This is a genomic window from Paenibacillus elgii NBRC 100335, from assembly GCF_004000865.1.
In the GTDB taxonomy this organism is placed as follows: domain Bacteria; phylum Bacillota; class Bacilli; order Paenibacillales; family NBRC-103111; genus Paenibacillus_G; species Paenibacillus_G elgii.
Map to the genome: position 1 here is coordinate 1 of NZ_BIMB01000063.1, position 21,065 is coordinate 21,065.

Sequence of the window (21,065 nt, forward strand, 5' to 3'; positions counted from 1 at the left end):
GGAAACACCGGCTTTTTTTATGGAAAGCTCACAACGGTACTCCTCGTAGAAAAATAGGCCGCCTCCCACGAACAGAGTACGGTCTATTTACTGCCTGCTTATTCTGCTATGTCAGCTCGAACCCGCAATCCACTTCCAAAAATAGAGCCATTTCGTACATCGCCGCAAGCCGGTTTCGGTCGTACGCATCCTTGGACATGCTCAGCCTATCGCATACCTGCGTATCTGTCGGTGTATTTTGCCGCATATACCGCGTTTCGATGATCGACCGCTGCTTGTCCGGCAGCAGGCTCAGCGCGATTTCCACGGAATCGCACACGTAACCGCGGTGCATTTGCTCGTTTACGTTGTACACGGCGATCTGCGCGGTCGGATCGCTTACCGCATTCGTCGCCCCGTGGTACCGCGGATCGTAGCTGGCGGTAACCCGGGCTTCGCGGCGTTCGAAGCTGCTGTATTTATAGCTCCGGTACAGAGCCAGCCGTTCTTCCATGGCTGCGCGGACGGCTTTTTTTTGCGCAAGCGTGAGCGTATCGTTCATAGCGACCACCTTTCGATACATCGAATGGTTATTTTTGCAGCGGACAAGCAACCGGGGGCTGCTGTTCATCGTTTCTTGTTTTGTGTTAGTAACATTATCACACATTCTTGTTATTAGCAATAATTATCCAAAAAATATTTACTAATAACAAGTAAGTGTGTATAATGGAAGAACAAGAAAGGATGTGCACGGATGAACGTTCAGCAGTTCGGAGCCTATTTAAAAAGCCTGAGAGAAGCCAAAGGGCTGACACTTACCCAATTGGGCGATCGGATCGGCTACTCGAATCCTTATTTATCCCAGATCGAAACGGGCAAGAAAAAAAACATGCCCTCGCCCGAGCTGCTGGAAAAGCTAGTCGAACCGCTGGGTGTCGAGTATGCCGATCTGATGGCGGCCGCCGGCTACCGGAAGCTTGCCGACACCCACAAGTACCGGCAGGCGTTTCAAGATCTGCTCGATATTCTCGGCATCGACCTCGACGGGATCGTTCAAGCCCTTACCGTCATTCCCCGGACGGCCCTCAAACGATTGGAGCAGGAATATCGCCCTTTCTTCGGCGACGATTTTGAGATTACGCCAGACAGTTTGCAAGCTTTGCTTCAGCAAGATCCGCCAAAGGTCGAAATTTACAAGCTGATCGGCCAATTGGAAAGCATGGCAGGGCAGTTCCGAACGACAAGAGCAGATGTGGAAAAAACCGATACCCAGACGCTCGACCATCTGTACGATATCGGCAAATCGCTTCAATATATTGACGGCCTCCAATATAACGGCCACCTGCTCACCGATCAAGACCGGCAGCGCATTCTCGGGATGCTCAAGCTGCTGTTCCCGCAATACGAGGAGCAGGCCAACGATTGAGAAATGGCGTTACTGGTTTTCGCTCTCCAGCAAAGCCCCTTTTTTCCGAAGCAGCAGTTGCACGAAACCGTACGCGGATGAAACGAGCAGCACGCAGCCGGAAGCGATGTAAACCAAACGAACGCCGATCAGGTCCGTGACAACTCCGATCACGGCAATGGATAACATTGAGATGAGCTGAACCAAGGTAGACCGGGCTGCCGCCACTTTAAGCAAGGTATGCTCGTCCGAGCTGTTTTGAACCATCGACTCTTGCGCCAGATCGCGAATTTGATAAGCCGGCCCCATCAACAGGACAAGCAGCAACGCCAGCATGCTGTTCAATACGAACCCATACAGCAGTGTCAGCAACCCGAACAGAGACGCTCCCAGCAGCATACTTACGGTCAGCTTCCCCTGCATCCGGCGGGAAAGACGAAGGACAATCAAACCGCCGACGATGGTGCCTAAATAGTAACCGCCGTTAATATATCCCCACCAGGCTTCTCCTTCGTGCAGAGCCTCTTTGACAAAAGTTAACGTGACGGCTCCGATCCAGATCGTGCCGACCCAAGATTCGATTAGATCCATCATGACAAGGACGCGCAGTCCTTCATGCCTGTAAAGAATTTTCCAGCCTGCCGTCATTCTGTCCACAAGTCCTTGTTCGGTTCGAAGCCCCGCCGGTTCATGTTGCTTCCCGTGCCACTTCAACAGGAACATGCATCCGATCGATACGACGAGCAGCGCAAAAGTAATCCCGAGCGCAGCGCCTCGGCCCAAAACAGACAACAGTACGCCCCCCAGAGTCCATCCGGCAAATTGGAACGTTTGGTCCACCGTCGACAGCAAGCCGATCGCCTTCACCCGCTCCTTCTCGGGTACGACGGCCCGGAGCAGCGAGCTTTTCACAGGCGAGAACCAGCCGTTAAAAAAAGAAATGATCGCGAGCAGCACCATAGTGACAATCAAGCTCAAGGCCGAAACGTCCTGCGTTAGCATCAGCGCAAGACCCAGGAGAATCACCAGCTGCGTCGTTTGCGAAAAGATCAGCAGCGCGGGAAGCCGAAACCGGTCGGCAAACGACGGCAAAACGACGCCGCTGACCATTCGCGAAATGGCGCTGATTAGCGTCACGGCAGCGGACAATGCTGTCGAACCGGTCTGCGCGTACAAATGCATAACCACAACCATCGTATAGAGCGCAAAGCCGAGATTGGTTGCCGTTTGGCTGACCAGTAAAGCGTAATATGAACGATTCAAGCGCAATCCCCCGCAAATTAAATATACTTTTTATACATATATGTATGTTAAATGTGCAGGATTAATTATAAATGCGCAGGCTTGAGGAAGCAATTGTTTTTTATAAAAGAAAATAGACCGGCCTCGACATGGCAGCGGTCTATTCTGTAACCAATATAAGCGGGTGATGGGAATCGAACCCACGCCACCAGCTTGGGAAGCTGGAGTTCTACCATTGAACTACACCCGCGCGAAAAGGGATTGCGCTTATTTATTATAAGCGTTCCCTCTCGTTTTGTCCAGTAGCGGCCCGCTACTTAATCTCCCCGATCTGATCGAACGGGTAATAACGGAACAGCGCCTTGCCGACAAGCTTGCTTTTGTCCACGAACGGCGTCGGCCACAGGTGGGAATCCTTGCTGTCGTTGCGGTTGTCGCCAAGGAACAAATATTTCCCTTCCGGCACTTGAACCGGGCCAAATTGATATTTCATCGGCTCCTTCACATAAGGCTCGTCCACCTTCTCGCCATTTCGGTACAGCGCGCCGTCCTTCACTTCAATCGTATCGCCCGGCAGGCCGATCAGCCGTTTAATGTAGCGCTTATCTTCTTCTCCCTTGAGCGGCGGATAAAAGACGACGATGTCGCCGAATTTAAAATCGGTTAGCGCGACCATCTTTTCCACAAACACTTTATCGTCGAGCTGAATGGTCGGCAGCATCGAACCAGTCGGCACCTTCATCCCCTGCGCCACGTACGTGTTGAACGAAAAGCTGATGATGACGGCCAAGCCAAGCGGCGCTACCCATTCCTTCGCCCATCGCATGATTCGGTTCAAGAGCTTCTCCCTCGCCTTCTCTACGTCGTTTCACTTAACTATACCGGATACGAAGGAAAAGAGTATTAAAATAACCTTAAAATTAGAAAACGCTGACCGTTCGCCATACATTTGAAGCAAGCCAGCGAATTAGGTACAATCAGGGAGAAGCGCAAAATCATTCGCTTGAGGAGGGATTATCGATGAAATACCGGAAGCTGGGCAAAACAAACATGAAGGTGTCCGTCATCGGGGTTGGCACATGGCAGTTCGGCGGCGAATGGGGCAAGCCGTTTACCCAGGAGGAAGCGGATGCGATTCTGGACGAAGCCAAAGCGTGCGGCATCAACCTGATCGACACCGCGGAATGCTACGGAGACCATACGTCCGAATCGCTCATCGGAAGCTACATTTCCCGGTGCCGGCGCGAAGACTGGGTCATTGCCACCAAGTTCGGGCATAAATTTCACGCCCATCTGGACCGGAGTCAGGAATGGTCGCCGCAAGCAGTGCTGGCTCAGCTCGATGCCTCGCTCAAAGCGCTCCAGACGGACTACATAGATCTTTATCAGTTTCATTCGGGCACAGACGAAGCCTTCGATCAGGACGAGCTGTGGACCTTGCTGGATAAACAAGTACAGGCGGGAAAAATACGGCATCTCGGCACGTCCATCGGCAGCAACGACAACCTCCATCAGACGGACGCCTCCGAACGCGTGAACTCGAAGGTGATTCAAGTCGTTTACAACCGGCTCGACCGCAAACCCGAGGAGCGGGTTTTCCCGTCCTGCGAGCGCCAAGGACTTGGCGTGCTGGCGCGCGTGCCGCTGGCCAGCGGCTACCTGAGCGGCAAATACAATCCCGGCGCCTCGTTCGCGGAGAACGACGTCCGCCATCGGCACGACCCGGAGCAAACGCGGCTGAAGCTGGAGGAAGTGAAGCGCATCCGCGAGCACGAAGTGCCGGAGGGCATGGATATGGCGACGTGGGCGCTGGCTTGGTGCCTGAAGCATCCTGCGGTCAGCGCGGTAATTCCGGGCTGCAAAAGCCGCCAGCAGGTCATCGCCAACGCCGCTGCCGCAAGGTATGTGGGCGACGGTCACCCACAGGCTTGGCAGGAAACGAACGTCGAATAAGCACCCGAGCCGGGTCACTACCTGCCTCTCAGAAGTGCCCGCCTCCACAAAATAAACAAGCGTTCCGGCCCTCGCATTGGACGAGGCTGGAACGCTTCTTTTTTCCATTAAGCTGGAGGCCGCAGCATCAGATCGGTAAATTCGTTTGCCGGAACCGGCTTGCTGTAAATATAGCCCTGGATTTCCCTGCATTTGATATCGAGCAGGAAGGAAAGCTGCTCCTCCGTCTCGACTCCTTCGGCAATCACGTTCAGCTTCAGGCTGAGCGCCATGGCCATAATCGCCTGGACGATGGCAGCGTCGTCGGGATCGACCGTAATGTCGCGAACGAACTGCTGCGCAATTTTGAGCTTATCGATTGGAAATTTCTTGAGATAATTGAGGGACGAATAGCCGGTGCCGAAATCGTCCATCGAGATATGTACGCCGAGCTCGCGCAAGGTTTGCAGCTTTTGAATGACTTGATCCACATGGTACATCGCAATACCTTCGGTAATTTCCAGCTCCAGATACCGCGGCTCCAGCCCGCTTTCCTGCAGCGCATCGAGCACGACTTGGACGAAATCGTGCTGGTGAAACTGAATCGGAGAGATGTTCACCGCCATCTTCAGCGGCGGAAACCCGGCGAGCTGCCATGCCTTGTTCTGCTTACAGGCCGTGCGCAGCACCCATTGTCCGATCGGAATGATCAATCCCGTCTCTTCGGCCAGCGGAATAAATTCACCCGGCGAGATAAAGCCAAGCCGCGGATGATTCCAACGGATGAGTGCTTCCATTCCGTTCATGCGGGTCGTGAAAATATCGACCTGCGGCTGGTAATACAGGACGAATTCCTCCTGCTCCAGCGCTTTGTTCAGCCACTCTTCCATCACCAGCTTTTGGATGACCGTATCGTTCATCTCGGCCTTGTAGAACTGGTAGCCGTTTTTCCCGAGCTCCTTGGCCCGGTACATGGCCGTATCGGCATTTTTCATGAGCGTAATGGGATCTTCCCCGTCCTGCGGATACATCGCGATTCCGATACTGCAGCCGACACGAAGCTCGTGGCCGTCTATGGCAAACGGCTGACTGAGCAGATGGATGATTTTCTGCGCCACCTTCTCGGCGTCATGCGGCTGCGACGTATCCTTGATCAGCACGGTAAATTCGTCCCCGCCCTGCCGCGATACGTTATCGTCTGCCTGCAGCCAGCTTTTGAGCCTCTCCGCCGCTTCTGTCAACAGGAGATCGCCGAACGCATGGCCGAACGTATCGTTGACGTTCTTAAACCGGTCCAGATCAATGAACATGACGGACAGCTTGCGCCCCGACAGCTTGGCCTTCCGGATCGACATGCCGACGGTTTGTTGGAACTTCTGGCGGTTCGGCAGCCCGGTCAGCATATCGTGATAGGCGAGGTACGTAAGCTGGCGTACCGTAAATTCCCGGTTGCGCATATCCGTCAGCACAAAGTAAAGGATCGGCGTCATGAGCAGAGCGAGACCCGCCAGATCGGCCATGGTTCCCATCAAATTGGCAGTTTGCCACGACGCATAGCGCACCGCCAATTCCACCATTTCTGCGAACGCCATAATCACGACGGCCGGGGCCAGCGCCCGAATCGGCTTGATGCTGTTTTTCCGAACGGCCGCATTAAGGATCGGGGCGACCAACAGCACAATCAAGCCCGATTTCATGAAGTCCAACGGGTCATTAGGCACGCCAAGCAACTGTTTGAGCGAAAGCAGAACGATTTCCGCACCGGCCATGACGCACCACAGATGCAGAAGCGCAGCGTGCCGATACAGTTTATGCCGCCATTCCCGCAGCAGACCCGAACCTACAGGACTCCGTTTTTTTGCCATGTCGATCCTCTGCTTCCTCTGATGAAGGGTTTTCTTTTATTCTAATTCCCCAGAACCAAAAGAACAAGAGAATTTTAGTTATAAAGACCCATATTAATCGACATAAAACGATAAAATCCAACATCACTTTTATTGAAATTCCGATCAATAAACTCGGAACGTATGTTCATATACCGTTTCGTCGTCATTGCTGTCCATAACCCGCACCTCCATCTTCCAATGGCCGGGATAAGGCAAATAAGCTCCGCGCGTTTTGTACGTATGTCTTTTTAATCCGAACGACTCCTCGAAGCTCACATCCTCCGTATATTCGACAGGCACCACGATCGGCGCAATCTCCGGATTGTCCGTCGCCTGCAGCTTCATGATCACCTGCTTCGGTTTACCGAGCTTTTCGGGCAGCCATACTTTTACGGCAAAATCGTTGACGCCCGGCACGTTCGGACTGATCTGCGCGGTCATATGGATCTTCTCGCCCATCACATGCCAGTTCATCGGTTCATTGGCCGGAAGCGGGGTTAAATAAGTAAATACGCCGACGACGCCGACCATAAGCGTCATCAGCACGGCATCGACGCCAAGCAGGCGGCCTGCCCCCCGTTCGCTGTTTTTGCGGTACAAGAAGCGGATCAGCGCCGCAATCACGACGACCAATAGCACAAGCCCGGTCTTTATCAGAAGCAGCTTGCCCCACCCTGTCTCCACGATATACCGTACGTCCGGGAGAAAAATGAACACGGTCAGCACGCCGGATACCGTCAGCAGCAGGATGCTGACCAGCGCCGCCGTAGAGACGCGCGGAAGGAACCGTTTGCCCAGCTCCTTATCCGTACGCCACAAGACGAGCAGCATCAGCAAGCCTCCGACCCATACCGAAGAGGCGGCCAGATGAAGCCAGTCCAGCACGAGCGTTTCGCTTTTCGGTTCGAAAGCGGCCGCATGCCCGAGCAGACTTTTGGCGAACCAGACGAGCGCAAGCCAGATATAATCGAGAAAGACGCTGCGGTACAGGACGACAAAGGACAGCAGCGCCAGCAGCAGTCCTCCGAGCCAGGCGTAGCCGACCGTCGTTTGGGTGAACAAACGCAGAAGACCTTCCGCTCCCCCGTCGCCGATCAGATCGCCCATATGCGCCCACATGAACAAAATATACGCGATCAAATAAAACTGCTGCAGCCTTTCCGCCCACTGCTTCAGCCGGACGCGGGACGGATCTGTTTTTTCTCCGGGAGCGAACCAGCGCAACCAGAGCAGCCAGCCCGTGAAACCGAGCAAAGCCAAATAAAACAAAATACGCGAGCCGAATTGCAGGACATCCTTCACTCCAAACGTACTCATCGGACCGTCGTGGCGGTGCAAATGCTCAATCGCGGGCGCGCTGCCGCTGACGCCCGACGGCTGGTCCAAGCTTTGGCCGACCGCGAACAAATAAGTGCCGTCTACGGGATGCCCGTCCGCTGAGATGACGTGATAAGTCACCACATAGATGCCTTTGACGAGTCCCGGCAAGTCCAGGGTCAAGGTCGTGCGGGTATCGTTCATCACAGCCGCTTTGTCCGTTACCTTGCGCTTGCTGCCATCGTAAACCCTTAAATAGTACAGCCCCTCCTCCAGATGCTCGTTAAACGTCAAAACCACCTGCTCCGGCGGCTTCTCCAGCTCCGCGCCGTTGGCCGGGACCGTCTGCACAAGGGAGGCATGCGCTTCGGCCGGAGCCGCAGACCCAAACAGGTACATGAAGCCGAAGCCTACGATCAACACCCACAAGGCGAGCCTCCTGTACGTCTCTCCCCAATACCCTCTCCATTCCATTCGTTACTCCTCCTATCGTTTACCGGAGACCCGGTGTCATCATCCCATGACCTTAATTTTTATCACAAAAAAAGGCAGGTTTCCCACAGCCCATAGTAAATGTAGCATAAAACGCAATAACAAACCAAATTCGGCGTTTTTTCGCGATTTTGTCCTAATCAATTGGCGATTCTCGACCGAAATAACAGATTGACAGAGAAGCGACGATGCGGTAAATTCATGATATTGCTTCGCGCAAACAACTACATATTGTAGGTTCAAGAATCAAGAACTACGACATATTGTGGAAACTCGTTAGGGCATCGCTACGATAATGAAGCCGCACCCGCACGGTTCGTCAGGCCTGATCGACGGCGAACCGGCAGAACGACAGGAAGACGCTTCAGAAGCGGGAGCCCTGCGCGTTACCAGACATTTAACGCTTCGCACGAAGCGTTAGCGGCATGCGTCTGCCTGTACGGCGGCGGCATGCTTTTTCTTTGAACATTCCAGAGGAGCTGAATACATGATCATCGTAAAACGGGACGGCACAAAAGAAGAACTCGTGTTCGCAAAAATGAAAAAAGTCATCGACTTCGCGTGTGAAACTTATCCGGAATGCGATCCACTGGAGCTGGAAACCGCTCTGCTGCCCTTGTTCCGCAACGGAATTACGACCCAGGAAATCCAGCGCCTGCTCATTCAGGTGGCTGTGGAAAAAACAAGCGTCGAGCAGCCGAACTGGCAGTACGTCGCCGCCAAGCTGCTTTCCTACGATCTTTACAAGGAAGCCCGCTTAAACCGCAAGTACGGCCATTTCGGCTACGGTGATCTGTATTCGCTGATCACCTATTTGACCGATATGGGCTTGTACGGCAAATACATTCTCGAGCATTACAGCCGGGAAGAAATTCAGGAGCTCGGCGCTTACATCGAGCCGGAGCGCGATTACCTGCTGAACTACATCGGCCTCAAAACACTCGCCGACCGCTATTTGATCAAGGGGCTGGACAAAGAAGTGCTGGAGCTGCCGCAGGAGCTGTTCATGGGCGTTGCGATGCACCTGGCCATGAAGGAAACGGATAAACTCCGTTGGGCGAAGCAGTTCTACGACGTGCTTAGCAATCTGGAGATGACGGTAGCGACGCCAACGCTGGCGAACGCCCGCAAACCGCTGCATCAGCTCTCCAGCTGTTTTATCGATACGGTGCCGGACAACCTGTGGGGCATCTACAATGTAGACCAAAGCTTCGCGCAGGTATCCAAGCACGGCGGCGGCATGGGCATCTATGTCGGCAAAGTGCGCAGCCGCGGCTCCAACATCCGCGGATTCAAGGGCGTCGCCGGCGGCGTCGTGCCTTGGATCAAAAACTATAACAATACGGCCATCGCCGTCGACCAGTTGGGCGTCCGTTCCGGAGCCGTCGCCGTCTACCTAGACGTGTGGCATAAGGATATTTTGGACTTCCTGAACCTGAAGACGAACAACGGTGATGACCGGATGAAGGCTCACGACATTTTCCCGGGCGTCTGCATCCCCGATCTGTTCATGAAAACAGTTGAGGAGCGCGGCACATGGTACTTGTTCGATCCGCACGAAGTGCGCAAGATCAAGGGCTACTCGATCGAGGATTCGTGGGGCGAGGAATTCGAGAGCCGCTACTGGGATTGCGTGAACGACGACAAAATTTCGAAGGACGAAATTCCGGCCATCGACATCATGAAGCGTGTCCTTACCAGCTCGTTCGAAACCGGCACGCCGTTCGTGTTCTTCCGCGATACGGTCAACCGCGCTAACCCGAACAAGCACAAAGGCATGATTTACTGCTCGAACCTGTGTACCGAAATTTGCCAAAACATGAGCGCCACCGAGATGATCCAGACGGAGCACGAGGACGGCATCATTACGACGAAGGTAAAAAGCGGCGATTTTGTCGTCTGCAACCTGTCGTCGACCAACCTCGGCCGCGTCTATACGAAGGAAGATATCGAGCGCGTCGTTACGACGCAAATGCGGATGATGGACAACGTTATCGACCTGAATTACTACCCGATTCCGCAAGCGCAAATTACGAATAAAAAGTACCGCGCCGTCGGCCTCGGCTCCAGCGGCTACCATCAAATGCTGGCTCAGCTCAAAATTCAATGGGAATCCGACGAGCACGTGCAAAAAGCCGACGAAGTGTACGAATGGATGAACTACTACGCCATCAAAGCGTCGATGGAAATCGCCCAAGAAAAAGGCGCCTACCCTGTATTCGAGGGCAGCGAATGGCAGACCGGCGAATACTTCGAAGCCCGCGGCTATAACAGCCCGGAATGGCTCGAATTGAAAGAGCAAGTCGCGAAACACGGCGTCCGCAACGGCTGGATGTTTGCCATCGCGCCAACGGCGTCGACCTCGCTCATCGCCGGTTCGACGGCCGGGATCGATCCGATCTTCAATAAGTTTTTCGTCGAAGAGAAGAAGAACGCCGTCATCCCGCAAACCGCGCCGAATCTGAACCCGGAGACGATGTGGTTCTACAAGGAAGCGCACCGGATCGACCAGCACTGGAGCATCCGTGCTGCGGGCGCCCGTCAGCGCCATATCGACCAATCGCAATCGTTCAACCTGTACATCACGCCGGAGCTATCCGCGCGCGAGTTCCTGGAAATGTACATGGCCGCTTGGAAGCACGGCCTGAAAACCGTCTACTACTGCCGCAACAAAAGCCTCGAAGTCGAGGATTGCGTAAGCTGCAGCGCGTAAACGAACTACCAAACAATCCGTCAGGGCCGGGTGCGCTTAAGCGCCCCTCCCCAACGAAAAAACCCGGAGTTCGCGGGCGGCAGCGAAGCGCGCCGCCCAATGAACTCCAACGCTCTAAACGTAAAGCGCGTACATAAGACTCTTTGCAAATGCAAAGAGTCTTATGTACGAAAGCGATCCATCGTCAACCGTCTCTCATATGCACAACTTCACTCAACCGACCCTTTCCGGGGTCCAGGGGGCCGGCGCCCCATGGGGTCCTCCCTACTAGGGAGGATTTAGGAGGGTCATTCGACTTTAGGGGGTAGAAATCACTAATGGAGCTTCAAAAGAAAAAGCTGTTTAACGAGCACGGCGACCGGGATTGGGGCAAGCGCCGCATGATCGGCGGCAACACGACGAACCTGATCGAGCTGAACAACGTCAAATATGACTGGGCAACCAAGATGTACCGCACGATGATGAACAACTTCTGGATTCCCGAGGAAATCCCGCTGGCGCAGGATGCGAAGGATTACAAATTCCTGTCGCCCGTGGAGCGCCAAAGCTACGACAAAATCATCAGCTTCCTGATCTTTCTCGATTCGCTGCAAACGGCCAACCTGCCGAACATCAACGAATACATCACGGCCCCAGAAGTCAACCTGTGCCTGACGGTGCAGACGTTCCAGGAAGCCGTACACAGCCAGAGCTATTCGTACATCCTCGACAGCGTCTGCTCGGCGGAAGTACGCGACGACATCTATAACCAATGGCGGGAGGACAAGCATCTACTGCGCCGCAACCGGTTCATCACCGACCTGTACGAACGGTTTATCGAGACGCCCTCCACGGAAAACCTGCTGCGCACCATTATGGCTAACTACATTCTCGAAGGCATTTATTTTTACAGCGGCTTCAGCTTCTTCTACGCGCTCGGACGCCAAGGCAAGATGCTCGGCACCGTCTCGGAGATCAAGTACATTCAGCGCGACGAGTTGACGCATCTGGCGCTGTTCCAGAACATTTTCCGCGAAATCCGCAAGGAAAATCCGGAGCTTTTCACGGACGAGCTGATTGAAGACCTGCGCCAAATGATGAAGACGGCCGTCCAGCACGAGATCGAGTGGGGCCAATACATCACGAACAACAACATTCACGGCCTGAGCAACGACATCATCGACCACTACATCAAATATTTGTCCAACGAGCGCCTGCGCAAGCTGGGCCTGGAAATTTTGTACCCCGAAGTCGTCGAGCATCCGATGAAATGGGTCGAGACGTTTAGTAACATGAACAGCATGAAAACGGACTTTTTCGAGCAAAAGGTGACCAACTACAGCAAATCGTCCAACCTGAACTGGGACGACCTGTAAGCCGGATCCCCAAAGCGCTTACCCGATTAACAAAAGCATCCCACTTCCTTTGCCTTGACGGCAGCGAAGCGGGATGCTTTTTGGTGTAATCCGTCTGCTTTATAAAGAAGACATATGCTTTTTCCGTTCCGTCTGCAATTCGTGGCAGATCGTCTCCAGCTCCTTCGCGAGCCGCGTCAGCCCTTCCGTCGAAGCGGTGATCGACTCCATCGCCGATAACTGCTCCTGCGACGAGGATAGCACATGATTCGCTCCCGCCGCACTGTCGTCGGAAATGCGCGCCACCTCGTTCAACGCGGCCGTCACCTGCTCCGACCCTGCCGACATTTGCTGGGCAGCTGCTGAAATATCCTGGATTTGATCGCATACTTTTTTCGCTTCGTCGACAATAAGCCGGAATACGTCCCCGGCTTCGTTCACCGCCGTATGACTCGTATCCACCTGACCGGCGCTTGCGCGCATCACCGATACGGCCGATACCGTCGCCTGCTGAATCTCTTCGATCAGCTGCGTGATTTGACCCGCCGATGCTTCGGCTTGCTCCGCGAGCTTCCGGACCTCACGCGCCACCACGGCAAAGCCTGCTCCGTGCTCCCCTGCCCGGGCCGCTTCGATCGCTGCGTTCAGCGCAAGCAGGTTCGTTTGGGAAGCTACCCCGGAAATCAGCGTAGCGATCTCTCCAATTTCGACCGACTGCTTCTCCAACCGCTGTAAAGCTGCAGACACTTCCGTCGAGGAGCTTTTCAAAGCGCCGAGCTGTGATACCGCATGGCCGATCGTATCGTTGCCTTTCTCCGCTTCCTCCACCATGCCGAGCGACGCCTCCGAAACGGTCGCCGACGATTCGGCTACGCGCTGTATGCCGATCGACATCTCTTCCATCGCACGTGCGCTGTCTTTGCTAGTCTGCGCCTGCTCTTCCGTTCCCGATGCCATGCCTTCCATGGAGGTCATGATCCGGCGGTTCGCCAGCAGTGTCTGCTCGGTGTTCTCATTGAGCCGTCCCACGTAATCGACCAGTTGCTCGGAGCTGTCCGTCAGCTTGTTCAGAATGTTGCCTAGCAGCTGCTGCTTCTCCTGCTTGTCCGCTTCGAGCAAGGCCACGGTTACCTTTTTCTTCGTGATTTGCCATACGGTCGTTCCTGCTGTCAGCAGAAGGAACACGGCATGAATCGCCAGCATCTCGATGCCGTACCCGTCCTTGCCGAACACAAGCTCCGAATACAGCCAGTAGGCGGCGATGTATTGCAGGGCGAACAAAGCCGTCATCAGCCAAATCAGCTTCGTATCTTCATAAAAGGCCATCAGAGCGATAACCATGAAGATCGAGAAATAAAATTCGACCATTCCGCCCGATCCGACGATCATCGCCATACTCGTGAAGGCCATGGACAGCGCATTGAACAGCGGAACGTAACGCTGCCGCCCCCGCCAAAATAATAACCCGGCGACGATTAACAGAAGCAGCGGAGCCCCCAAAAACACATTAAGCAGTACCTCGTAAGCCAGCAAATCGTGCTCGGATTTAAAGACATGCACCCATCGGAATAAAGCGCATGCAAACACGGCCAACAAGTACGTTCCGAACGTCACCGGCAAGGTCATCCGGTTTTTAATCGCCAACACATCGGGCTTCGTGGATAACAAAAAGCTCACATCCTATTCACTAAGGTCGAAGCTATACTCTTTATCACATATTATATCGGTCGGAAGTCCTATTTTTTATAGGTAAAAATGAAAAAACCGTGACAAGTCGTCGTCACGGTCTCAGCTTAATTCCAGCAATTCCTTCACCTTGAGCTCCAGCTCAACCATGGAAAACGGTTTATGCATATACGCATTCGCTCCAAGCTGCATTCCCCGGCTCGTGTCCTCTTCCCGGCTGCGCCCGGAAAGAACGAGCACTTTCGTATGGGGCGGCCGCGTGCCGCGCTCCCTCATCCGTTCGAGCACGCCGTACCCGTCGAGACGCGGCATCACGCCGTCGAGAATACACAGATCGACCGGGCTGCCGAGCAGCTCCAAATAAGCCTCTTCCCCATCGGCCGCCTCCTTGAAATCGATCGGCAGATGCTTGAGCTTCGCCATGAGAATCGAGCGCAAAATATTGTCGTCGTCGGCAATCAGCACCGTCTTGCGCGCCGCCGCGTCCGTCTCGGTACCGGCAGCGTCGCCGGTATACAGCATCACCCGATTGCGACCGCTTTGCTTGGCCTCGTACATCGCATCGTCCGCCCGCCTGATCCACTCGCTCAGTGTAAGGTCGGGCTGCCACTCCGACACGCCGGCCGAGAACGTAATGTGAAACGACTGGCCCTCGTTTTGCGCCACGGGTCCTTGATGCGTCAGCCTCAGAATGCCTTCGATCGTCTTTTTGGCGTCGGCTGCAGACGTGCCGGGCAGCACCACCACGAACTCCTCGCCCCCGAAGCGGGCGATCAGATCCGTAGCGCGCAGATTGGCCTGCAGCAGATGGGCGAGGCCCTGCAGCACCAAATCTCCGATCGGATGCCCGTACGTATCGTTGATCGATTTGAACCGGTCGATATCGATGAATACCATCGAGATCGTTCCGGGATACCGCGCGACGCGCTGCAGCTCCACCTGAATTTGGTGGTCGAAATACCGGCGGTTGTACACTCCTGTCAACGGGTCGCGGAATGCCATTTGCTCGAACATTTGAGTCCGCTTGAGCAGGCTGTAGATGCGGGCGGCCAGCTCCTCGTATTGAAACGGCTTGACTACGTAGTCGTCCGCGCCCAAATAGAAGCAGCGGACCTTGTCGTACACGTCGCTGCGCCCGGACAGCACGATCAAGGGCACGAGCTTCAAATTCGGATCTTCCTTCAAAAACTCGAACAGCTCGTAGCCGCTGTCCGGATGCATCATAAGATCGAGCGAAATCAAGTCGTACGAACGCTCCCGGATCAGCCTCTGCGCCGAACTGACGTCTGCGGCTTCATCCACCTCGTAGCCGTCCAGCTTCAGACGCCGGACCAGATACGCCCGCAGCACATCGTCATCGTCGATCACAAGTAGCCGTTCGCCCTGCGGAGGCGTGAGGGTGCGCTGCAGTTGCTCCTGCTGCTCAGCCAGTTCCAACTCGCGTGCGGTTGTATCGATTTCCAATTCCAATTCGAGCACCAGCGCAAGGGAAACCTCCGAACACCTCCGAAACCGCACGTGAACCGTCGGCGACGCCACAGCTTCCTCGTCCTGCGACCATTCCCAGTGATCAACCAAATTCTCGGCGAGCGTCCCGATGCGTGTTAAACCGAACATCGGCGCGCTGCCTTTCAGCGTATGCACGATACGGTAAAAGCGGCGAGCCGTCTCGGACGCATCCTCCGGCTCCGGATCCTCGGTCCAATGCCGCAGCTGCTGCAGCTGCTTATTCAGCTCGCGAATATATTTTTTCCGGCCTTCCTTCACTAGCCGGGCCTCTCGTTTCATCCGGTCGTCAGAGGGTGTTTGATGCAAAGCCTTCACTTCCCGTCTCCGGTATAAATTTCTATCGGTTAACGCGCATCGCGCCGGATCAGCTCTTCTACGGTATCCAGCAGTTGCAGCGGGCTGAACGGTTTAACGATATATTGCGTAACGCCCGCCGCCTTGGCACGTTCCCGGTCCTTATCCAGCGCTTTGGCCGTCAAAAGAATAACCGGCGTGTCCGCATTCGGGTTCGCATGGCCGCGCAGCCATTCGCAAACCTCCACTCCGGTGCGTTCGGGCATCATGTAGTCCAGAATAATTAAGTCGAACGGCTGCTCCTGCAAATAGGCGAGCGCCTGCGCCCCATCCTCCGCTTCGGTCAGCTCATATCCATCCTCGGCCAACGTTTCCGTTAACAAGAACCGTAAGGCCGCTTCGTCATCGGCCAATAAAATTTTATAAGATGCCATAAGCCGTCGAACGCTCCTTCATGGTGCATGTTCTATGGTGATTATTATAGCACGGATGATTGCCGCAGGGTTACAGGGAACTTCACAATTGTATATAGTTCTACAGAACTATTTGTAAACCAAAAGAACTATGATAGGATAAAAACAAACCAAAATTTAATGAAAACTTTACTTTTTTCGAGCACTTTTTCCTAGCTGAAAGGAAGGACAACATGAATCCCGTGGACCATCTGATCAAAAAAGTATCCAAGTACGTTTCGTTCGGCCAGCCTGTTTCGTCCGGGTCCTTGGTAAGTCAGCGCTTGTCTGACCCGCGCATGCCTATGCAAGCGTTTTATTTGACACTCCAGCCCAAAAGCGAACAAGAGCACTACTATCATGAGGTTTGGCTGAAAAAAGAAGGCTCGTTTGCCATCACCGAGGCGTGGTACAAAGACAGCACGGTCACCCGAAGCCTGGTTCAGGACAATATTTCTTATGAGCAGCTGATCAACACCATCGGCGAGGAACAATCGCATCATGTCGTTCTGCGAATGACGGAAATTGTCAAGAAGTCGGAACGGGAGGATTGGAGACCGTATTCCAAACGGGCGTGATGAGGCAGGCTTCAAAGCATACTGCCAAGCCCTTGCTTCCTGCGGGCATATTCGCGCCAGGATCCGCCGGGAATGCGCGGATATCCCCTCGGCTCATTCCATAAGTAGATCCATCCCTCGCACTCTTCCCGCCGGCTGTCGCGTACCCAGACGCGTTCATAGTCGTTCCTTGCGCCGGGCCCGTAATACTCCTCTAGTTCGTCCATCCGATTCAGACCTTCCTGCGTCACGACCAGCCATTCGCCTTCGACGTCCGTCTCGCCGCCGCAGCCCGACAGAACGAGTCCGGGATAAGCTCCCGCATCGAACAATGCGCCGCGTACCCGTCCGGGCCGGACCGAGAGCAAATAAGGCGCGACCACATGATGATTTGATTCGCCGACCAACAGCGTTCCATAGACGAAAACCCGGATCAGACCGGTTCCCTCCTTTAAGCTCAACCGGCGAAATGCTTCCCTCGCGACGGTTGCCGGCTGGCGAAAATACCATTTTCTTCAATTATACCATAAGCCAAGTTCGGGGAAGCGGGTGATTTGCCCTATCTTTGAATGCACGCCGTGTCCGAGAAAAGGAGACCGGCATAAATTGTCCATAAGACAAAGTCTGCGGGGGGGAAGGGGGGAGTGCGCCATGCTTAGTCCCGAAGATGCGAACAAGATCATTCGCTTTTTGTCGGCGGCTTATTTTTGCACCGATTCGGATCAGGCGCGCAAAGAGTTTAACCGATTGGCCAACGAGCTGCGCAAAGCTTCCGGACAGCCGGAACAATAAGGGGCTGAAGACAAGCACACCGCTGCAGGAAGCGGCGTTTTTTTGCGCTGCCGCGCGGAGAATCAGGACAATAGAAAAAAGCCAAAAGCGTCCACTTCTGGCTTGTTCCATTTGCGATTATTTTCGCTATCCTTTCGGCTAGTGCCTGGTGGACGCCGTTTCCTGCTGCCGCGAATTCAGTCCGCGGGTTTTCACGATGATTTTCCGAATACTGTCCTCCGACAGATGAAACTGACGGATCAGATCGGTGACCGTATGTCCGTTCTCATACAGCCTGAAAATCTCGAAATTCCGACGCATAATCGACTGCCGGGTGCCGTTGTTCTCACCCCAGCCTGCGCGGGTCTGTTCTTTTTTCGGTATATAAATGATTTCGCCCTGAATATAGTCCTGCAGTTGCTTGAGCAGACTAGGCGGCAAAATATCCTTCCCATTCTTGTACCCCACCGATGAAAGCCTCCTTTCGCGCCATGTTGGCCAAAGCCTCGAAAGTTATAAGCATTTTCATCTTTACACCTCCTCTGAGTTTTGCCGAAGCAAAACTGACGTCGCAAGCATTAGGGGCATGAAATTCAGGATAAACGTCTACGCCGTCCTTATCATCATTAAGGATAAGCGCGTTTATCAAGGTTGACGCGAAGCTATAAGTTGCGTTAACTTATAAATTCTTATCAACAAAAAAACACGATCGCCATATCGTGCCTGAATGCCTCTATATGTCATGTATCATTCAATGACGGTTCAGGTGACGGTGAAGGAGAAAAATGCTTATTCACTTGTTAGCAAACCCTTTTCCTTTTTTCATTGTGTCCAGTACCATTACCATTGCACGACACTCCTCTCACCTGAATTTTTTTGAAGACACGGAATTTCTCTTACATTATAACCCATCGATTCTTGCATTGTCCATCCGCGAATATATAAGGGGCCCGAAGGCCCCCTTGACTGGCGTCTCCGCTTACGCGAAGACCACCTCGGATACCGTAATCATTGTTTCTGATCACTCCTTTCCTTAAGCGTCAGCTGGCCGGCTACATCCCTATTAACTCATAATCGGCTGCGGTGCTGCAAGGTGGAAAACTTTTATAACGATTTTATCCTTATCCTGTCCGCTGATGCGCCTCACGGAAGCTTCTGCCGGGAAAACGCCGTTTCCCGTATTTTTGAACTGGCGCAAACTGGCCGTATCGTATATAATGGCATACAGTAAAGCGCCGGAAACGAATATAAAAAAGCTCGTATAATTGCAGGATGAATCGGCCTGCGAGTCTCTACCCTGCCTCCGCAACGGCAGGACTACGAGCGGTACACATACGGACGCAGAAGGGAGAACCGCCGCTGCTTGCAGCCCGGCCGACCATTTTGCGCCTTTTCTTGCTTTTGCGTATCGCTCGATTGCCCGTTTCTTATGTAGAAACGGACGAATCGGGCTTTTTGTGTTTATCGGGCTTAGGATCTTGTTAACGTTCGGGAGGAGAAAGTAATGGAACTGCTTAAAAACAAAGTGCTGCAGGAAGGAATCGTGCTCGGAGAACAGGTGCTTAAGGTAGACTCGTTTCTGAACCACCAGGTCGATCCCGTCCTCATGATGGAGATCGGCAAAGAATTCGCCGCCCGTTTCGCCGGCGAAGGCATTACGAAGGTGCTGACCATCGAATCATCCGGGATCGCTCCCGCCGTCATGACGGCGCTGCAGCTCGGCGTGCCGCTCATTTTCGCACGCAAGCGTAAGTCGCTGACGCTGCGGGACGATCTGCTGACGGAGAAGGTGTATTCCTTCACCAAGCAGGAGGAAAGCGAAGTATCCGTCTCCAAAAAGTTTTTGTCGCCCGGCGACCGGGTGCTGTTGATCGACGATTTCCTCGCCAACGGCGAAGCGGCGTTCGGGTTGGCCCGGATTGCCGAGAAAGCGGGCGCTACGGTAGCCGGTATCGGCATCGTGATCGAGAAGGCTTTTCAGCCCGGGGGCCGGAAGCTTCTGGACGCAGGCTATCGCGTAGAGTCGCTCGCGCCCATCGCTTCGTTGGCGGATGGACGGGTCACGTTCGCGGACAAGCCTGAGCCGCAGACGAATCCGGTATAAATCAAATCCGTGCCCAACAATCCATTCCCGGAGGTATCCTTCCTGTGTCTATGAATGCAAAAACAACCGGCCAGCCGCCGATGCGGCGGTTTTCGCTCGGCCTGCAGCACGTGCTCGCCATGTACGCCGGCGCCGTCATCGTGCCGCTGATTGTCGGCAGCGCGCTGAAGCTGTCGCCGGAGCAGCTCGCCTATCTCGTTTCGATCGACCTGTTAACGTGCGGCATCGCGACCCTGCTCCAAGTTTGGAGCAACCGCTTCTTCGGCATCGGCCTGCCGGTCGTGCTCGGCTGTACGTTCACGGCCGTCGGCCCGATGATCGCCATCGGCAGCCAGCACGGCATCTCGACCGTCTACGGCGCCATCCTGGCCGCGGGCTTGTTCGTCGTCATCTTCGCCGGACTGTTCGGCAAGCTGATCCGCTTCTTCCCTCCGGTCGTGACCGGCTCGGTCGTCACAATCATCGGGCTCACGCTCATTCCCGTGGCGCTGAACGATATGGGCGGCGGGGTCGGTAACCCGAATTTTGGCGCGCCGGTCAACCTGCTGCTTTCGTTCGGTGTGCTCACGCTGATTATTGCCATGAACCGCTTTTTCACAGGCTTTTGGCGGGCAATCTCAATTCTGCTCGGACTGATTGCCGGGACGTTCGTCGCGGCGCTGCTCGGCAAAGTCAGCTTCGCTCCGTTCCATGAAGCTTCCTGGTTTCATATGGTGCACCCGCTCTACTTCGGCATGCCGACGTTTGAAATCACCTCCGTGCTGACGATGATTCTGGTCGCTGCGGTCAGCCTGGTGGAGTCGACCGGGGTCTTTCTGGCTCTCGGCAAAATATGCGACCGCGACATCCGCTCCGAGGATTTGACCCGCGGCTATCGCGCGGAAGGTCTCGCAATCATTCTCGGCGGCCTGTTTAACGCCTTCCCGTATACGACGTACTCGCAGAACGTGGGGCTGATCCAAATGAGCGGCGTCCGGACGCGCGACGTGATCATGACCGCAGGCGGCATTTTGATCGTCCTTGGCCTGATCCCGAAAGTCGCGGCGCTGACGACGCTGATCCCGACCCCCGTGCTCGGCGGCGCAACCGTAGCCATGTTCGGCATGGTCGTCTCCTCCGGAATCCGCATGCTCGGCTCGCAGGTCGATCTGAACAACCATGAAAACCTGCTGATCATCGCCTGCTCCGTCGGCATGGGCCTCGGCGTGACGGTCGTTCCGACGCTGTTCAACCAACTGCCGCAAGCCGTGCAAATTTTGACTGGCAACGGTATTGTCGCAGGCAGCTTCACCGCGATCGTGCTGAATCTGGTGTTCAACCTTAGGCGGAAACGGTCGGTTGCCGATGCTTCGCAGCCGCAAGGCGCCGCGAACTAATCGAATTGACATCATA

General features: G+C 54.5%; 18 protein-coding genes, 1 tRNA gene and 1 riboswitch. Of the genes, 8 read left to right on the forward strand and 11 right to left on the reverse strand.

Annotated features, from left to right (window positions below; all coding sequences use genetic code 11):
- Positions 1–106 precede the first annotated feature (106 nt).
- Complete coding sequence (locus PEL01S_RS29955) at positions 107–541, reverse strand: ArpU family phage packaging/lysis transcriptional regulator (protein WP_063183683.1); 435 nt, start codon at positions 539–541, stop codon at positions 107–109.
- 192 nt (positions 542–733) lie between these two features.
- Here PEL01S_RS29955 and PEL01S_RS29960 point away from each other — a divergent pair, with 192 nt between their 5' ends.
- A complete protein-coding gene (locus PEL01S_RS29960) occupies positions 734–1,405 on the forward strand; it encodes a helix-turn-helix domain-containing protein (RefSeq protein ID WP_127462838.1) in 672 nt (223 codons plus the stop codon).
- Positions 1,406–1,414: 9 nt separating this feature from the next.
- Here PEL01S_RS29960 and PEL01S_RS29965 read toward each other — a convergent pair whose 3' ends face one another.
- From PEL01S_RS29965 to lepB, 3 genes are all read right to left on the reverse strand, one after another.
- Positions 1,415–2,647: an MFS transporter gene (locus PEL01S_RS29965; protein WP_127462839.1), complete on the reverse strand. Its 1,233-nt coding sequence runs from the start codon at positions 2,645–2,647 to the stop codon at positions 1,415–1,417.
- A gap of 158 nt (positions 2,648–2,805) precedes the next feature.
- A tRNA-Gly gene (locus PEL01S_RS29970) sits at positions 2,806–2,876 on the reverse strand.
- Between the two features lie 63 nt (positions 2,877–2,939).
- Positions 2,940–3,464 carry a signal peptidase I gene (gene lepB / locus PEL01S_RS29975; RefSeq protein ID WP_164824338.1) on the reverse strand — a complete coding sequence of 175 codons (525 nt, stop codon included), beginning with the start codon at positions 3,462–3,464 and terminating at the stop codon, positions 2,940–2,942.
- 182 nt (positions 3,465–3,646) lie between these two features.
- On the opposite strand from lepB, the gene PEL01S_RS29980 reads away from it, so the two are divergent.
- Positions 3,647–4,579, forward strand: a complete 933-nt coding sequence (locus PEL01S_RS29980) for an aldo/keto reductase (RefSeq protein ID WP_127462840.1) — start codon at positions 3,647–3,649, stop codon at positions 4,577–4,579.
- A gap of 107 nt (positions 4,580–4,686) precedes the next feature.
- On the opposite strand, the gene PEL01S_RS29985 is transcribed toward PEL01S_RS29980, so the two are convergent.
- Both PEL01S_RS29985 and PEL01S_RS29990 read right to left on the reverse strand, forming a co-directional pair.
- The gene (locus PEL01S_RS29985; protein ID WP_127462841.1) at positions 4,687–6,423 is read right to left on the reverse strand and encodes a putative bifunctional diguanylate cyclase/phosphodiesterase; all 1,737 of its coding nucleotides are present in this window, start codon (positions 6,421–6,423) and stop codon (positions 4,687–4,689) included.
- Positions 6,424–6,567: 144 nt separating this feature from the next.
- Positions 6,568–8,235, reverse strand: a complete 1,668-nt coding sequence (locus PEL01S_RS29990) for a copper resistance CopC/CopD family protein (protein WP_174807031.1) — start codon at positions 8,233–8,235, stop codon at positions 6,568–6,570.
- A gap of 505 nt (positions 8,236–8,740) precedes the next feature.
- Between PEL01S_RS29990 and PEL01S_RS29995 the strand changes: the two genes are divergently transcribed.
- Together PEL01S_RS29995 and PEL01S_RS30000 are read left to right on the forward strand one after the other, a co-directional pair.
- The gene (locus PEL01S_RS29995; RefSeq protein ID WP_127462842.1) at positions 8,741–10,966 is read left to right on the forward strand and encodes a ribonucleoside-diphosphate reductase subunit alpha; all 2,226 of its coding nucleotides are present in this window, start codon (positions 8,741–8,743) and stop codon (positions 10,964–10,966) included.
- A gap of 317 nt (positions 10,967–11,283) precedes the next feature.
- Entirely contained in the window at positions 11,284–12,321 is a 1,038-nt protein-coding gene (locus PEL01S_RS30000) for a ribonucleotide-diphosphate reductase subunit beta (RefSeq protein ID WP_127462843.1), read from the forward strand.
- Between the two features lie 99 nt (positions 12,322–12,420).
- Here the strand turns inward: PEL01S_RS30000 and PEL01S_RS30005 are convergent, their stop codons facing one another.
- The 3 genes from PEL01S_RS30005 to PEL01S_RS30015 all read right to left on the reverse strand — a co-directional run bounded on the left by PEL01S_RS30005 (position 12,421) and on the right by PEL01S_RS30015 (position 16,223).
- On the reverse strand, positions 12,421–13,968 hold the full coding sequence (locus tag PEL01S_RS30005) for a methyl-accepting chemotaxis protein (protein WP_127462844.1): 1,548 nt from the start codon (positions 13,966–13,968) through the stop codon (positions 12,421–12,423).
- A gap of 120 nt (positions 13,969–14,088) precedes the next feature.
- Entirely contained in the window at positions 14,089–15,801 is a 1,713-nt protein-coding gene (locus PEL01S_RS30010) for a GGDEF domain-containing response regulator (protein ID WP_127462861.1), read from the reverse strand.
- A 38-nt stretch (positions 15,802–15,839) separates the two neighbouring features.
- Complete coding sequence (locus PEL01S_RS30015; protein ID WP_127462845.1) at positions 15,840–16,223, reverse strand: response regulator; 384 nt, start codon at positions 16,221–16,223, stop codon at positions 15,840–15,842.
- A 212-nt stretch (positions 16,224–16,435) separates the two neighbouring features.
- On the opposite strand from PEL01S_RS30015, the gene PEL01S_RS30020 reads away from it, so the two are divergent.
- Entirely contained in the window at positions 16,436–16,819 is a 384-nt protein-coding gene (locus PEL01S_RS30020; RefSeq protein ID WP_063183701.1) for a hypothetical protein, read from the forward strand.
- 11 nt (positions 16,820–16,830) lie between these two features.
- Here the strand turns inward: PEL01S_RS30020 and PEL01S_RS30025 are convergent, their stop codons facing one another.
- Positions 16,831–17,235, reverse strand: coding sequence for a gamma-glutamylcyclotransferase family protein (locus tag PEL01S_RS30025; protein WP_063183740.1), 405 nt, complete (start codon positions 17,233–17,235; stop codon positions 16,831–16,833).
- A gap of 214 nt (positions 17,236–17,449) precedes the next feature.
- On the opposite strand from PEL01S_RS30025, the gene PEL01S_RS30030 reads away from it, so the two are divergent.
- Entirely contained in the window at positions 17,450–17,590 is a 141-nt protein-coding gene (locus PEL01S_RS30030) for a hypothetical protein (protein ID WP_036687748.1), read from the forward strand.
- 138 nt (positions 17,591–17,728) lie between these two features.
- Here PEL01S_RS30030 and PEL01S_RS30035 read toward each other — a convergent pair whose 3' ends face one another.
- Entirely contained in the window at positions 17,729–18,037 is a 309-nt protein-coding gene (locus PEL01S_RS30035) for a CD3324 family protein (RefSeq protein ID WP_010499607.1), read from the reverse strand.
- A 769-nt stretch (positions 18,038–18,806) separates the two neighbouring features.
- Positions 18,807–18,909: riboswitch (purine riboswitch) on the forward strand.
- Between the two features lie 164 nt (positions 18,910–19,073).
- Here PEL01S_RS30035 and PEL01S_RS30040 point away from each other — a divergent pair.
- Together PEL01S_RS30040 and PEL01S_RS30045 are read left to right on the forward strand one after the other, a co-directional pair.
- Positions 19,074–19,673, forward strand: a complete 600-nt coding sequence (locus PEL01S_RS30040; protein WP_063183703.1) for a xanthine phosphoribosyltransferase — start codon at positions 19,074–19,076, stop codon at positions 19,671–19,673.
- Between the two features lie 50 nt (positions 19,674–19,723).
- A complete protein-coding gene (locus PEL01S_RS30045) occupies positions 19,724–21,049 on the forward strand; it encodes a nucleobase:cation symporter-2 family protein (RefSeq protein ID WP_275587249.1) in 1,326 nt (441 codons plus the stop codon).
- Positions 21,050–21,065: the final 16 nt, after the last annotated feature.